Annotated in this window: 16 protein-coding genes; all 16 read right to left on the reverse strand. The window is 53.1% G+C overall.

All coding sequences use genetic code 11. From position 1 onward, the window contains the following. Positions 1-14: 14 nt before the first annotated feature. The 16 genes from ABNF92_RS19670 to ABNF92_RS19745 all read right to left on the reverse strand — a co-directional run bounded on the left by ABNF92_RS19670 (position 15) and on the right by ABNF92_RS19745 (position 14,490). Positions 15-815 carry a conjugal transfer protein TraF gene (locus tag ABNF92_RS19670; RefSeq protein ID WP_222534958.1) on the reverse strand — a complete coding sequence of 267 codons (801 nt, stop codon included), beginning with the start codon at positions 813-815 and terminating at the stop codon, positions 15-17. A gap of 9 nt (positions 816-824) precedes the next feature. Further along, the gene (locus ABNF92_RS19675) at positions 825-1,292 is read right to left on the reverse strand and encodes a S26 family signal peptidase (RefSeq protein WP_062786960.1); all 468 of its coding nucleotides are present in this window, start codon (positions 1,290-1,292) and stop codon (positions 825-827) included. Further along, positions 1,285-1,983 carry a type-F conjugative transfer system pilin assembly protein TrbC gene (locus tag ABNF92_RS19680; RefSeq protein WP_349344124.1) on the reverse strand — a complete coding sequence of 233 codons (699 nt, stop codon included), beginning with the start codon at positions 1,981-1,983 and terminating at the stop codon, positions 1,285-1,287. The genes ABNF92_RS19675 and ABNF92_RS19680 overlap by 8 nt, the downstream gene beginning before the upstream one ends. A 49-nt stretch (positions 1,984-2,032) precedes the next feature. Beyond that, positions 2,033-3,013 (reverse strand): TraU family protein, encoded by a 981-nt coding sequence (locus tag ABNF92_RS19685; RefSeq protein WP_197476602.1) that lies wholly within the window; start codon positions 3,011-3,013, stop codon positions 2,033-2,035. Positions 3,014-3,079: 66 nt separating this feature from the next. Further along, positions 3,080-3,661 (reverse strand): hypothetical protein, encoded by a 582-nt coding sequence (locus tag ABNF92_RS19690; protein ID WP_222534956.1) that lies wholly within the window; start codon positions 3,659-3,661, stop codon positions 3,080-3,082. Then, positions 3,624-4,868, reverse strand: coding sequence for a conjugal transfer protein TraN (gene traN / locus ABNF92_RS19695; protein WP_222534955.1), 1,245 nt, complete (start codon positions 4,866-4,868; stop codon positions 3,624-3,626). The genes ABNF92_RS19690 and traN overlap by 38 nt, the downstream gene beginning before the upstream one ends. Before the next feature lie 203 nt (positions 4,869-5,071). Further along, the gene (locus ABNF92_RS19700) at positions 5,072-6,946 is read right to left on the reverse strand and encodes a hypothetical protein (protein ID WP_222534954.1); all 1,875 of its coding nucleotides are present in this window, start codon (positions 6,944-6,946) and stop codon (positions 5,072-5,074) included. Further along, complete coding sequence (locus tag ABNF92_RS19705; protein WP_222534953.1) at positions 6,943-9,441, reverse strand: TraC family protein; 2,499 nt, start codon at positions 9,439-9,441, stop codon at positions 6,943-6,945. The genes ABNF92_RS19700 and ABNF92_RS19705 overlap by 4 nt, the downstream gene beginning before the upstream one ends. After that, positions 9,438-10,013, reverse strand: coding sequence for a TraV family lipoprotein (locus ABNF92_RS19710; protein WP_222534952.1), 576 nt, complete (start codon positions 10,011-10,013; stop codon positions 9,438-9,440). Before ABNF92_RS19710 ends, ABNF92_RS19705 begins: the two co-directional genes overlap by 4 nt. After that, positions 10,014-11,156 carry a TraB/VirB10 family protein gene (locus ABNF92_RS19715; RefSeq protein WP_062786946.1) on the reverse strand — a complete coding sequence of 381 codons (1,143 nt, stop codon included), beginning with the start codon at positions 11,154-11,156 and terminating at the stop codon, positions 10,014-10,016. Then, the gene (locus ABNF92_RS19720; RefSeq protein ID WP_222534951.1) at positions 11,156-11,899 is read right to left on the reverse strand and encodes a type-F conjugative transfer system secretin TraK; all 744 of its coding nucleotides are present in this window, start codon (positions 11,897-11,899) and stop codon (positions 11,156-11,158) included. Before ABNF92_RS19720 ends, ABNF92_RS19715 begins: the two co-directional genes overlap by 1 nt. Then, positions 11,892-12,473 carry a TraE/TraK family type IV conjugative transfer system protein gene (locus ABNF92_RS19725; protein WP_062786941.1) on the reverse strand — a complete coding sequence of 194 codons (582 nt, stop codon included), beginning with the start codon at positions 12,471-12,473 and terminating at the stop codon, positions 11,892-11,894. Before ABNF92_RS19725 ends, ABNF92_RS19720 begins: the two co-directional genes overlap by 8 nt. A 4-nt stretch (positions 12,474-12,477) precedes the next feature. Continuing rightward, the gene (locus ABNF92_RS19730; protein ID WP_062786938.1) at positions 12,478-12,747 is read right to left on the reverse strand and encodes a hypothetical protein; all 270 of its coding nucleotides are present in this window, start codon (positions 12,745-12,747) and stop codon (positions 12,478-12,480) included. Positions 12,748-12,773: 26 nt separating this feature from the next. Then, positions 12,774-13,145 carry a hypothetical protein gene (locus ABNF92_RS19735; protein WP_062786935.1) on the reverse strand — a complete coding sequence of 124 codons (372 nt, stop codon included), beginning with the start codon at positions 13,143-13,145 and terminating at the stop codon, positions 12,774-12,776. Then, positions 13,142-13,870, reverse strand: a complete 729-nt coding sequence (locus ABNF92_RS19740; RefSeq protein ID WP_222534950.1) for a DsbC family protein — start codon at positions 13,868-13,870, stop codon at positions 13,142-13,144. Before ABNF92_RS19740 ends, ABNF92_RS19735 begins: the two co-directional genes overlap by 4 nt. A 296-nt stretch (positions 13,871-14,166) precedes the next feature. Next, on the reverse strand, positions 14,167-14,490 hold the full coding sequence (locus ABNF92_RS19745) for a hypothetical protein (RefSeq protein ID WP_062786927.1): 324 nt from the start codon (positions 14,488-14,490) through the stop codon (positions 14,167-14,169). Positions 14,491-14,535 lie beyond the last annotated feature (45 nt).

A 14,535-nucleotide genomic window follows, 5' to 3' on the forward strand; every position in this document is an offset into this window, starting at 1 on the left:
GGATCCATCCTTGATTAAATGCGCGGATCGAAGAAGCCACCTTCACGGTGTCTTGGAGTAAGGAATTGCTCGGGCGAGATCTCGCCTCGTAAGTAGCGAATCGCCCGGTAGGTGTTCGTTTGTATTTTTGAGGCGCTCTCAACCCCTACTGAAATCGGCATCCAGCGTTCGCTATTACGCTCGATGAGGATGATCGCCGGCGTAACCTGAACATCGAATCGTGCCTGAGCATCGGGGTTTCGAGTGATATCTACTTCCGTAACTTCTAATCCTGTTTTGTCTGCAACCAATTTCAGGATGTTGCGCTGGGGCGAGCAGTATGGACATTGTGGGGTGGAGAACATCGCCAGGGCATATTTGCCGCGATATTGACCCAGATAGTCACTCTGATCGGCAGCCCGCTGTTGAAGCTCAGCCTTTCGCCCAGGATTGTTTGTCGGGTATTGGGACGCCCCGTTCAGTTTCGGGTTTTGGAGCATTACCATCTGGCTAACGGCTGTGAAGCCAGCGGCCTTCCGCCTGACAACATCCTGAATCTGGTAATAAGCCAGGACGCTTTCAGGCGTCCGGAGCCAAACGGCCTCTTTCAGATAGGTTTCCAACATCGCCTTAAGATCGTCCGGGTGCATATCCAGCATTTCTTCGGCCGGCGGAGGGGGTGGCAAGGGTTGGCGCTCTTGTTTCTCAGACTCCTTAGAGGGTTTCACGGGCTCTTCATACCAGTGGTACCCAAAGGTCTGTTTGTCGGTGTCTTGAGCGGCAAAGGCGCAAGCGGTAGCGATACACAGGCAAAGCGACAGGATTAATTTGTTCATTTAGATCCCCTAGAAGATTGCTTCAAGCCGTTTGGCAGTGGCAATTTCCACAAACCCCCAGTAACGACTATCGAAGGAGTCGGGGTGGCTTCCAAAGGCAAATGCTTTGCCTTCAGGTATCGGACCGCTGAATGAAAAGAGGGGGAGGGGCTTGCCAGTCAGGGTTTTGGTTTTGGCGCGACCCAAGTAATGACCTCCGCACCAAAAATCGCGGCCTTCGACTTTCAGTGTTTCGCCGGGCCAGCACTTGAGCTGTTTACTAATAAGGACTGGTTCGGGACCGGCTAACGGGTGTGATAATTCGAACGTTGCGTAGTCGCCCGGTCCTGGTACCTCATCCGTCATCCAGAACACTCGATGATCGAGGGACTGCGACGTCGTGATGTTGACGTGCTTGTACAAGTAGCTGACTCCCCAGGCCGCAGGGATCCCGACCACGAAGGTCAGGATTATGTTCTTGAGTTTGTCCTTAGTCATTGGGCATCTCCATTGCAGCGAGCAGTGCCTTTGCCGATGTGCCATCGCTCATATTGGTGAGAGAGTTAAGTAGACTTCTCAGGTTGGCATCCCCGTAAACCACGGGCCGTGGGGTGGTCATTTCGTTGGCGCCACTCTCGCAATAGCTCTGGAAATCAAATGAAGGCTCTACGACCAAAGCTGGCACCTGATGGATTCCATGCTTTTGAAACTGAATTGGGTCGACCACCACCTCTATGTCGCGGAGAGCGCATTTTGGTCCCTCACAGAGAGGATTTTTCTTTAGCAACCCGGCAACGAACTTCATGGTTGCCTGAGTCGTTTCCATACCCCCAATCATTCCGCGCAGGACCATTACACCCTTTACCTTTTCAAGGTCCCGGGCGTAGTTCCTCAGGGTGATTTCGGGCATTGAGGAAGAAATGAAAAGTAACGGGCGGGCACGAGTGGAGGGTGTTTTACTCTGCTCCTCTTCGGGGATGCCGTGTTGATTTTTGATCGCAGCCAGAAACTGGTTTTTTTGCCGCTGCCAGGCCTCGCTATTTACTTGCTCCATCACGGCAGCGGCCCGCGCCTGAATGTCGGGTTTCACGGTAGCAGCGGTCTTAGCCCTATGCGCAGCTTCCATGATTTCAGAAGGGATCCTGACCTGGTCCTGGAGTGTCGGGATGTCCTCAGGAGATTCACCCATGGCCTTGCCCGAGAGCAGGGCCAGCAAAATCGTGGTTGAAGTGCAGAATTTAATAGGAGACACAGCAGTTCAACCTCCTGAAAACCATCCATGAAAAGTTATCGCCGCCAACGGGGGGATGTTTGTAATGGCTCCAAAGCAATCCAGTCTGCCCAATGGGGCGGCAACTGTTGTCGCGAACAGGCTTCATGAGTTGCAGCTTGTACTTGTCCTTGGACCAAATCGGAACTGGAGCGGTGTAACAGCCGTCAGAGGACGACTCTTTGAGCAAGCCGAGGCGGGCCATGAAGTAGATGCCCCGGGCGGCAATGCCTGCATTTGCGGTTACGTAGTCAGTGCCTGTAATTGATCCGGCAAGTGGGTAAGCATTCCCCCAAGATCCCATGCACCAAAAGAGGGAATTGACAGGACGTCCTGCCAAAGCGCCGGCAGAATCGGCTGCACAAGCAAGGTTCGCAACGGGATTGGCGAAAAGAAGAGCCTCGGGATTAATGACGAGGGCCAGGATTTCGTTGTTCCAGGTAGGCACTATCTCTGTCAGCATTGCTACGTCGAATTGGCGTTCAGCTATGCAAGGAATGTCGTAGAAGAATCCCAGGATGCTGAATGCTGGGAACATGTAATAGTGCATTTGCTGGAAGGTTTTGGCTTGCCCATCGTTTCGGAAGTGGGAGCCCCCAAGTTTTCCACCGGTATTCATGAGTTTCACGCCAAGAGGCATGATGCAGTAAGGGTCTGACACTGTGTCAATTATCCGGGCGGGCTCCCACATTGAGATACCCAATCCATACCGATTTATCGCGCCGGTGTTACAGCTACAAACAGTGTCAGGCGTGTCTGCACCAGGATCCGGCATGCCGCTGTCCCCCTTACCAATGGACAGGCCGCCGATCCGAATTGGGAAAATGCATTGCCAGGAAATGTCTGAAATGGGGTTGATAACCCCGCTATCGCATTTGGAGGCATGGGCGGTTGGGATCGTAAAGAGCCCAACCAAAGCGCAGATCTTCAGGAGTAGCAGTAGTTTCATTGGTGGCCAGACCCGATTTGTTCAGTAATCAAAGTCTAGCCTAGTTATATATGAATGTATATAAAATTATAGCGTTCTCTGGTGCTCCTCAATGCGAAGCGTTGGGCCTTCTTGGGTCACGATAGCGGGTACTGATTGCAGAGCCATTCGATCGCGAACTTCTTCGGTAAGGATGAAAACGGGACGTTCGAGCTCGACTGCTATTTCCCGGTAGTCGCCGCTGGTGATCATCACCATATCCGTTGTATTGAGGTGGTTTTTTGCCCAGGGCACGTCTTGTTCGGCAATAAATACCAATCGTTGTGGAAGCCGGACATGTTCTAAGGGGTTGAAGCGGTATCCTTTGGGGTAGATAACCGCACCAGTTTGATCCTTTACGTCAAACTCTGCCGTGTACCAGGGAATGTGGTAGCGACTGCGATTCTCTTTTGCGCCGGGCAGGGGTACCGGTTGGGCTGCTGTGTTGCGCTCGACCCCTTCAGACATCACTTTTTGCCAATCAATCTGGCTAACGCGAGACTGAATCTCCTGCAATGCATCGGGTTCCGCGATGTCGTATACCCGGCCTATCACATGGCTTTCGGCCGCCAATAATGGCATGGCGAGCAAACTACTGAGCGCTATTAAAAAAGTCCGTAATCCCATCATTCACCTTATCCGTCATTTGTGCTTGAGTGTCTGGCACCAGGTCGCCGTAGTACTCAGAAAAGTCTATCTTTGAAAAATCGATGGATTGGAACTCCTCCGGCGTCAAACCACGGCAATCGGGATTTTCGGGAGAACCGAAGCCGCCGATAGTATTGAGCTGAGATCGGCCCTGTTGATGGATGATCCGAGCCATTTTGCTATTGAAGCAGCAGTAGGATTTTGATTTCTGAACACAGCCAACAAACTCCCATTTCTCTCGGCAGTATTCGCCGATTTCGTAGCAAAACCCGGAGCCGTTGAGAATGCCTGTTTCGGTGCTGGTCTGATCACAGGACTGAGTGAAGTAATCAACAACAGCGCCTGCCATGGCCACAGGGTTCATAACCGCACCGTAGTCGCCCATGACGTCAGTCGCTTTGTTAGCGGCAAGGTTGCTGGCTACCAGTGTTGGTGCGCCGGCGGCAAGTGCGGCTTCATACTCGGATTTGCCCTGTGTCAGAGCGTCAAATAGCTGTGTGATCGCCTGGGTGGGGTTGCCTGAGTCCCCTGTATCGTCGGCAAGAACCTTTCCTGTATTTTTGCAGCAGTTTTGAAAGGCGGTCGACACTCCCGCCTTATCGCATCTCATAGAACGGCCACTGAATATGAGCATTTGACCAAGGCAGGTGCCGTCAGAGGCGCGAGCGCCATCATCCTGGAACATGTCGGTGTTGATGTCTTCCGTAACCGGTGGCTGCGAGTCAAGATCGACACAAGTGTTCGGGCTGCATTGCTGGGTACCGGTACTGTTTTCCATGCAGCTGTAACCGCCTCCTAACGGGCACCCATATTCGGTTGTCAGGGAACACGTTTCTTGTGTGGTAGCAAACTCGAAACTTCCAGAAACCTGATAGCCACCAACGACCGAGCCGGAGTTGTCTTCCAGCCTCACGATACCCTGTAAGTTGTTAGAGCAACTGGGCGCTTGGACCACAACGCGATTCACATTAGTTGACGGAGATTGCGTAAAAGAAGGGGCATCCCAGACCTGGGCCAAGGAGAATGCGACAGGATGCCCATTGGTGCAGATCGCGTCATAGTCCAGTGTTGGCACAGATCCAGCAACGCCGCTTTGAGCAGTACTGAAGGTGCCTGCGACCAGATCGAAGGAGACCTCCGTATTGCCTGGTCCCAGTCGGGAAAAATTCACGGAGAAGTTGAGGGGCATGGCGCTCCCGGGCTCACAAGCCATTACCTGGTTACTGGTGCAGCTAACCGCAGAAACGGGGCAGAGCTGGCCCCCGGTTGGAGACTCGAAGCAAGTTCCGGTTTCTCCCCATGCGGATATTTCTCCGTCGCCATTGATGTCCTGTCCACATGCCCAATTAGCCGCCCAAGAGGGCTGAACGGTGGCCAAGAACAGACCAAGAATTACAGCGGAGCCTTTGCGCCAGTTGTGCATATCGTGTCCCTCGATGCTTGGCGGATGGCTTGAACGGTGGCGGCAGCGTCACCGAATTCATTTAGGCAGTCGCAGGCTTCGACAATGGTTTCTCCCGCCTCTAAAGGACAAACATTGCTGCTGCATTCTCTATAGAAATAATCGTAGGTATCCGGGTCGGTGCGGTTTTCCAGTACCACGCCGGATTGAGTGGCGTCGGTTGCTCGCCGTGGCTTGCGTGTCTTACAGGCCTGGGTGCAGGCTGGTACTGCGACCTCGGACAGGGTGGTCAAGGATCCTGTTGGTGTGGTGATAGAGCCGTTCGATTGTTTTAGATAGTCTTCATAGCCGGTACCGGTGGTAGTGGTTTGCACATGGTCGGCGCGAGCCAGAGCGTCATCAAAGTTGTAGGTGGTGTTGGTCTCGCAAAGATAGGTGCGCTTCTTTTCCCACCAATCCCGGGTAACCGGAATGTTGCAGTAACTTCCGGTGATCGGCTGCACGGTTGGTAAGGGGGTGAGGCTAGTAGGTACGTAATTGGTCATAGTTGTTACGCCGTCTACATCCTCTTCCTTCAGGACACAGGACGTATCGTTTCGATAGGCGTTGCAGCCATCGTATATGGCATCACTTGAAAGGGTGCACTCGACTTTCTGGGTTTTGAAGCGGAAGCGGCCACCAAGCCAGTATTTGGCATTGCCGCCGCTTGTGGTGTCTTGGATCTGGACGCGGCCAACCAGGTTGTTGGCACAACTTGGCTCCTGAAGTACGCGGAAATGCACTGTGGTGTCGTAATTCCCCCACATCCCGGTGGCTCCGGTCCATTGATGAAAGCTGGAGGCGGCGACAGACAGGCCATTGCCACAGATCTCACCGTGGTCAAGGGTAGGAACGATCGCCTGGACGTTACCACCATCTGTTGGACTTACTTTCCGCCAGGAGCCGTCTTTAAAGTCGAACTCGATGGTCAGGTAGACGCGTCCCTGAGCAGCTATGCGAACGTCCACAAACTGGTCTGTGACAGTTTCGGCCACCGTAATCGTACGACGCATAACGCATTGCTTGATGTCTCCTGCATTGGCATTTGCGGCAGGAGAATTGGTTATCAGATCGTACGTGGGATCACTGCTGGTGGCGGCGAACGCATCGCTGGAAAGCTGACCTGGATTGCCTTTATAGGCTTTTAGGAGTGGAGAACCTGTTGCACAGTCGCCCGCCTTTTGAGCGTAGAATTTGATCATCGGGCCACTCACGCCAACTTCAGAAATCGTTAAATATTCAGACTGCGCGGTAAGCGAGCCCGTGGCCCCACCACCCAGATCAGAAAGAATTTTTTCCAGATTTCCCATGACCAAGCCCGACCCACAGGAATTGTTAATGCAATAGCAGCCGCCCAGGGATTCGAGGTCGGTTGGTGCCAGGCTGAGCTCTCCGGCGGCGCTCGGGGTCCATGCCAATGCAGAGCAGTTGTTCCACGTGCCCGCGTCACAGGAAATTGCACCGTTCGCACAGACACCGGAGATCGGCAAAGAGGGGGCGTAAATATGATCAACGACGCCATCCAGGTTCGTATCCTGGGATGCTTGCAGGGTAGTGATATCGCCCGAGGCTGAGGGTGCAATAAACATCTCCAGGAATTGCTGGCTGGAGTTGCAGCCCAGTTTTGCTGAGAACTGAGTGCCATCAAAGGTTTTCATGGCGTCGTCGGACATAAGTGGTGCTGTTAGGTTTTCCTTGATCGCATCGGCCGAGCCATAATTGGCCATCGCACCCTGGACAGTAGACTCCGCAGTTGCAACCGAGGCGGGGTCCGCCTGAAGGGTGCAGGGGAGCAGTGCAACAAGGATCGTGATGAAATACCTCAAATCGGCACCCCTGATAGCTTGGATATGGCCTCAACAGGCGGTATGCCCTGTTTGATCAGGGCATTGAAAGCAGCTACATCCTCGTGGCTGGAGGTGGCCACCCAATGGTTCCATGGATCAACTGCAAGGCGCCCCACGCCTTTCCCCAGAGGCGTTTCGAAAAAGATTTCGGAGTATTTGGGCTTATTGGCGCGGATAGAGGTCAGCAGGTCGACGGCAAGGCCCTGGTAGTCTAGAACACCTTGATCCACTGCTTTTTTGTAGTCCTCACATTCGAGGAAAAACTTGAACGCTGCGTTGTTCTTGATGACGGTACCGACCGGGCCAAACTTCAGAAGATCGAGGGGGGATTGGGTGACAATTCCAAACGAGCCGCCGTATTTTCGGGCCCGCCGGTACCCCTCTTCAATCAGGGCTCCCAGGCGATTCCCTGTGCCGGAGGTGTCCGAGAAATACTGCCACGCTTCTTCGAATAGAATGAACCTTTCCTGAGAGCGGTCTGACAAGTAAAGGTCCTGTGTCACGGAGTTCATCACCTGCATGATGACAACGTTGAACAGCTCCTTCTGAGAGTTGAGTTTTTCCAGCTCCAGCACGACAAAATCATCATTCGCAATGTTGAAGGTGCTTTTGCCATTGAAGTATTGCCCGAAGTTACCTTTGGAAGTGAAGTCATAAAGGTTGAACGCGAGCTCGTGTGCCTTGTCGATCGCCCCGGAAAACTCCGGTTTATCGACGGCATCTTCCGGATAGCGGCGCAGGTACCGTTGAACTGTATCAATGCCGTTTTCAACATCGCCAGTCTCAGCTGCCCATCTCACGGCCTCTTTGATCAGGGTCCATTCTGTCTCGTGTAGCGGCTGACGGGAGGCAGAGTAGGCCATTTCCGCGATAATGTTGGCCGTGGCCACCAGGTCAGAAGCCAAATCATCCGCGTCCTTGGATTGGGAAGTAAAAGGGTTGATTACCACCCTTTCTTTTCCAAAATCCATGAATCGGCCTCCCACCGTGCGCGCGAGTTTTTCGAACGAATAGCCAATATCAACCACTCGAACCAGGGAGCCGGCTGAGTAGTAGTTAGAGCAGATGTTGTTGAGGCTGTATGACTTCCCAGCGCCAGAACCCGCCGCAATCAGAAAGTTATGATTGTGGGCCCGTTTGTCATACACATCGATTCCAACCGCCTGCCCTTTTCTTCCTACAAAGGCCAAAACAGGCCGCGAAGCCCCCTGAAAGTCACCTTGAACGGGAAGGAACCGAGCTACCGTCGATTGGGGGGCATAGAAATGGCGGTCGAGGAGTTGGATGTTCTTATCAATATCGTAAAGTCCGAATGGCAATGACGCGATCAACATCGGCTTTTCGAGCGTGGACTCCTCCTGCATCTGAAATTCTTTCGATTCCCATATCCGCCGGGCCCGCGACACGTTATCGATGGTGTCCTCCTCCGTGTCACCAAACACAACCAGGCTCGGGATAATGGTCATGAAGCGCTCTTGTTCGAGTTGATCCAAGGCCCAAGAGAACTCTTCGGTGCGGCGCTGAATTGCTTTGGCAAAGGATCCGGTGGCCTTCTGAGCCATGGTTGCGGAGGCCTTTTGGTGAATGCTCGTTTTGATGTCCTCGTACACGATATTGAGTGACAAAAGAAAGGGGGAGGTTATTTGGTCATTGTCTTCAGAAGGCCCCATTACCCCACCAATGAGCGTGTTTGAGGTGAATGCATCGATGGTTTTAGCATTGACCTTGGGGGTTAGGACTCGACCGTAACGACGACCCAATTCAAAAGGGCCGTTGTGGCCATGGAATTCGATTTTCGTTTCAGCATTGATGATCTGTTTGCGAAGCGGGATCAGGCTGTCACAGCGCCCATTTGGTGGCGCATACGGGTCGTTGAAAAACTGGCGAGCCCAAGCAACAAGGTCGCCCTGACCCCATCGGCGGGGGGCCAAATGCGCCCCCTGCAATGTCTCTTCGGCAATCGATATTACGTCATCGGGTAAAGGTTCTTTTGTTTTTATGCAGAGAAAGCCCCGGAAGTTCCTGACCGGGATCCCGTGGAAGGCCTTTATCCCTTTCGTACCTTCTTTCAGGAATTTTGCATATTCCTGAACACTTTTCTGGCTCAGCGGATCCTTGCGCGTTTTCGTGTTTTTGTAGTCTTCGAGGAAGCCATCAATATTATGGTCCGGATACAGGATGAATTGCATGATGGTCCGTTTCGGCCAGGCAATCGATAGAAACGTCTCAAGTTGCTTAAGGTCGCGACCTCCCAGGAAGGTCAGAGGGGTTATCTCCCAAATGTAACCGTGCCTGTTATCCAGCGTCTGGAAAGCCTGACGATCCTGGTCAAAAGATACCCACGGGAGATAGTCGGACATTTTCACCCGCACCAGCTCAGACTCCAGGTCTTTGTGGGTGACGCCTCCACCGTCCCCGAGGAGGATCTGGCGCATTTTGGCGAGAGGTCCCACTGGCTTCTCAAGAGCTGTCATTCCTTGTTCTCCCGGACGCTGTCAATTAGGGACTCCGTTAGCTCAGGTTTCCGGTAGAGGTATTGCCCCATCACGAAACGCGGCTCATCAACAATTGAGTAAATGAAGCGCGGCATGTAGAGCCGATCCTTCTTCAGCTCACTGGAATAGGGCAGGATCATGGTGCGTACAGCCCTTGGAGGTTTAATCATGGGCGTCTGAGGCTGGGCCACCAATGAGCCTAGCTGGTCATAAACCGCATCACGGTAACCGCTGTATGCAGATGGTTCGGGGGCAATGACTTGGACGGCAGTTTCTGGGGTCTTAGTTGTTTGGCGGGCGCCAATCGGCTGCTCTTTCACTCGAGAGGATCCACTAACGGCCCGCTCATCCCGGGCCTGACGATTGCGTTCCGAGGCCTTTTGCATGTGGGGGTACTGTTCAACACCCGTTACGGCCTCTTCGTAGGCGCTTTCGACGTTGATGCACTTGCCGTAGTTGTCTTCAAGCTGGCACGAAAACTCGTTCTCATAAGGCACCAAGGAGCAACCGGAGACCATTAGTGTAACGATGCAGAGGTTCAGTTTTTTCATTTAGTTCTCCCTAATTTCCAGTGATACGCCCTTCTGAATGACCACCGTGAGCTTTTTGGCGGCACCAACTTCAATGACGGGAGTGGTTTGTTTCGCGAGGTCCAGAAACAGCTTTTGGACTGCTTGGGCCCCAGACTTCAGGCCTTGTCCGCCTGCCGACTGCAACATGCTGTCAGTATCGATTACCTGAGTTGTTCCGAGCGGGGATGTTGAGGTGGTAGAGGCTGCGGCCGATATGCCGTTACCGGCGCCCTCAAAAAGTCCAGCAACAATAGTGCGTGCGACGTGGGCACCCATCTTCGTGACAACTATCCCTGTCAGCCCGCGTTTTCCGTCTGCATCGGCGACAAAGCCCTGAACTGGCTGGTCGATAACGGCATCGCCATTGAGCGACATGCAAGACAGGCTTACGAGTTGAAGGTTGACCCGTTCTTGCGCCAGGTTGCCAGTAGCGTTGGCGACCACGAAGCAGCCTTTAAGGTTGGCTTTCACAGAGTTGGGGAGAACGGCCGGAGCCTGGACCCGAAGGATAACCGGCTCCGGATTTGCATCACCTAGTTCCGAGGTAAGGGCATTCAATCCCGTCAGAAGAATTGCAGGCATGAACGACGGGGGCATGTAGATCGAAGGCTTTTTTTTTGCCGTGGTTTCTGGCGACAGCTCAGCACCTGGAGCCCTTGAAATACCGCCCATCACTTTGGCTTGAACTGGAACAGTATCAAGCGCTGCCATTTCTTCGAACTGCGGGGTATATCCCGAGGGTGGTGGTGGGTAGCTTATTTCCGCGTCATCTACTTCAGCCAACGGGTTCACTGGCTCCGGCTCTGATTCCGCCGGAACTGATTTCTGACCTTTCTCCAGGGCAGCGAGAACGGAGTCGTATTGTCTCTGCCTTCGCTCCATTTCAGCCAAAGTCTCGCCAACCTGTTTCAAGTCTCGATCAACTTTTGCCCTGATATCATCCTCAAGAAGATCAGAGCCCAGGGAAAGATCGGTAGTGTCGACTTCCTTCACCGGTTCTTTTTCATCTTGGCCAGAGGCGTAGTAGACAACGAGAAGCAGGGAGAGAAATCCTGCGATTAAGCCGTACTTACGATACTTGAGTTTGTTGTCAGCAGTCAGGCTACTCCACCAGTTCCCCATTAGAATCCCTCCTTACTGATCACAAAGAGACGACCAATTTGCCCGGGCTCCAGGCGCAGGGGATCCATGGTCACGGCGAAGATCGAGTCATCGATCTGTGTTGCCAGAAAATCAGTTTCCTCGAAAGTTGTGCCAGACTGGGTTTTCACCAAGAATTCCTTGAGTGTAAGGCCCATACCTTCCACCCGAATCGAACGGCGCAGCGAAAGCTTTGTGCCAGATTTCGAGGGTGTTTTGTCGGCGTGCCAACGGTCTTGCGGTTCGTCTGTTACCGTAAAAGACTCGGGTATGTCATCACGGAGAGCTGCCAGCGTCAGGAAAATCGCACGCTCTTCGTCGGGCAACGGTGAAAGGAGCTTTTGATTCTCTTCGATCCGGACCTTCGCGCCAGTTGATAGGCGGATAGTCTGTCCGCTGATGTCTTTCGGGGTGACCATCAGCGTGTAAATGTCACCGGCGCAAACAATATAGAATTCGCTCCGGGCGGTGACGTAATCCATGCTTTGCCCGTTATCGTTGATCAGGAACTTCACGAAACTGTTGTTTCCAGAGTTTTCAACGACAATGCCCTTCTCCTGGGAGAAAAAAGCGTCATTGATCGCCCCATCAACGCAGGTCACACGGTTGATGTCACGGTTGGACATTTCAATCGGTGTCACCACATCTGGCCGAACCGTTTGCGTGTGCGCGAAGGTTGGCATGATGGCGGTCGCCATGGCCAAGCCAATAAATAGGTTACGCATCGTCGGAAACCTCCTTGATTCCTTGCAGCCAGAACCGCCCTTGCGTTATGGCGTATGTGATTTCGTATGTGACATTCTCAGTCCTGGTAACTGAGTCCCCGACGATCCTTCGTTTCGTCGTAGCTATCCGCAGGGTGTTTTCTCCGATCTTTTTTATGTCCCGGTTTCCTTTCCAATTCACGACATAAGACACCGTGGGGTATTTCTCGATACCGGTGGCCAGTTTGGTAAACAGATCCCGGTACTCTGAATACTTGTCGGGGTGGACAAGCACTAATAATTCGTTGAGTTGACGCCGCGCGCTTGCAGCGGAAAGGTTGCCGGCCATGTGCACGATGTAACGGGCCATTGAGCGCAAATAATCATCAGAGGCTGTGGAGCCGGAGATCACGAAATCCCCCTGACCACCAATCGGCACGATATGGGTTTGCTGTTTTTCAAGTGCCCCATGGATGGAGAAGGCCTGGAAGGCAGAGAAAAGCACCATGCAAATGAAACCGAGCTTGAGCAACCGGTTTTCCGCGAACACGTTGCTGCTGTCCTGGACAAAGAGATTGGGAAAGAGGCTTTTCATACAGTCACTCGTTGAATTTGGTTGCTGTTGGGAGGGGGTAGCCCTTCAGCTCAAAAAATCCGTTGGCATAGGCGAGGTGACCGAACCAACCACGGGCTTGCCTGCGTTTCATTGGAATAAGGAGGGCCGGACCGAGGAACAGGGTTATGTAGGCGACACCTCCGAAGATTGTTGCACCTAGATAAAAAATCACGATGATCGCCATCTCATGCGCGTCAAACCACAAAACCTGAAGCGGCTGATGAAGGTAGATCGGTAATCTTGACTGGTCCACGACGGCCCTCCTTTATCTATCGTTTCTTAGAGCACCATGCCCAGAGAGGTGGTGATGCTGTCCGCCTTGATCATGGCGGTACCACCGAGCACACCACCGGCAGCCAGCATCCAGTTCTTGGTGATCTGGACGGCTGACAGAACGATTGCTGCCAGGCCGCCCACAAAGCCGACCGGCCCTTTCAGCATGTCGTTTACCGCTACGTCGTAAAGATCGTAGGCGAATGTGCCGGCCGCGGGTGCTGTGATCGCGCTTGCAGACATTGACCCCAATACAAGCAGCGGAACAGCAGCTACGGGAGCCGCTTCACGGAACGACCCGAAACGCGCTTTGGCAATTGCGGACAGGCGCTGAAGTTCTGAGTGAGCGACTTCTGAGGCACTTTTCATTTGGTTCATTTCAAACTCTCCTTAGATTTACTAGCGAGGAAGTTAGCCACTACCTCTTTCCTGAAGCCCGTTACCGGGCTGCCATCAAGCACCAATGTTGGTGTGCCATTCACACGCCATTGGGTTGATACCGTGTCGTGTACTTCCAGTCTCTCCACAGCTTCCGGACACCGCTCGGTTGCGCTGGCTCGCTTGAGGTACACATCGTCAAATGCCTTGGCCGGATCGGCAGAGCACAGAATGTGCTGTGCTTTGGCCGGGGCAGTGTTGGGGTGAATCCGCGTCATGAAGAAGATGACCCTCTTCACAGGCACCTCCGAGTTGCGGATAAATTCGTCATAACGCAGGCAGTAAGGGCAATCGGGATCTGTGAATTCAATGATCGGAATGCCATCTTCTGGCCCGAGGATTAACGCTTGATCATAGGGGAGATCGTCAATCCGAAGCTGGTTTGCGCGGGCCACCGCTTCTGCTGTCAGTGACCGACCATCACGCGAGTAGATTTCCCCGAAGATCAGGGCATCATCCTCAGGCGCAAAATAGATAACCTGTGCTCCGTCCAGGGTCACTTCGTAAAGCCCTTCAATGGGCGCTTTGCGGAAATCTTGAATCTTTGAGTTAGTAAAGCTCTGTTGGAGCGATTTCAGCGCTTGCTCAGAAGTCATGGCGGAAGTGACGAATGGCATCAAGCAGAGAGCAACAAGTGCAGAGATGCGAAAAATGTTCTGGCGCATTAGCGGTCCTTTTTCTTAGCTGTGGTTTGTAGTTCACGGAGCAATCGGGGATCGATGTGGATGCCCTTGGCGATTTGCTCGACTTTCGGTTGTGGGAGGCGGTGATGATCAACGATGTGGAATCCGCCACGGTCGAAGACGATCGTGGACAGAGGGCTGGCCTTAGCTTGACCTGCGACGAGAGCTAGAATTGTGGCTGCTATATGAATATATGAACGCATATAAAATTAGCCTGCACCAGAGCCTTTGAACGTTCTGGAGAGTATAGGCTAAAAATTATATGAATGCATACATTTTTATATGTTTGTTTCGGTGTGTGCGGCAAGGTAGCGGACGAGGCTCGTGTAGATCACTCGATTTTCCGGGATGTTGTCTGACGAGGCTCGGGATTTGACCTGAGCAATGGTGCGGGTGGGGAGCCAGATAGACGTATACTGACCGGAGCGAGGTGAACAAAGGTAGTCCCAGTCGGCCGAGGAAGAACCTTCAGTGAGGAACCAGTCGATAGCATCGCGATAGAGTTGCTTCAGGAAGATGCCCTGGTGGGCAGCGAACTCTTTTAAAGCGGTCCGGGTTTCGTGGCTGAGCTTTAGTTGTTTTAGGTGTTCGGTCGCGTCCACTTGGTGCTTCCTGTAAGTTTGCTGGCTCGCCGTCCCTGGTCCGCG

This window comes from Marinobacter sp. MMG032 (genome assembly GCF_040112695.1).
Classification (GTDB): Bacteria; Pseudomonadota; Gammaproteobacteria; order Pseudomonadales; family Oleiphilaceae; genus Marinobacter; species Marinobacter salsuginis.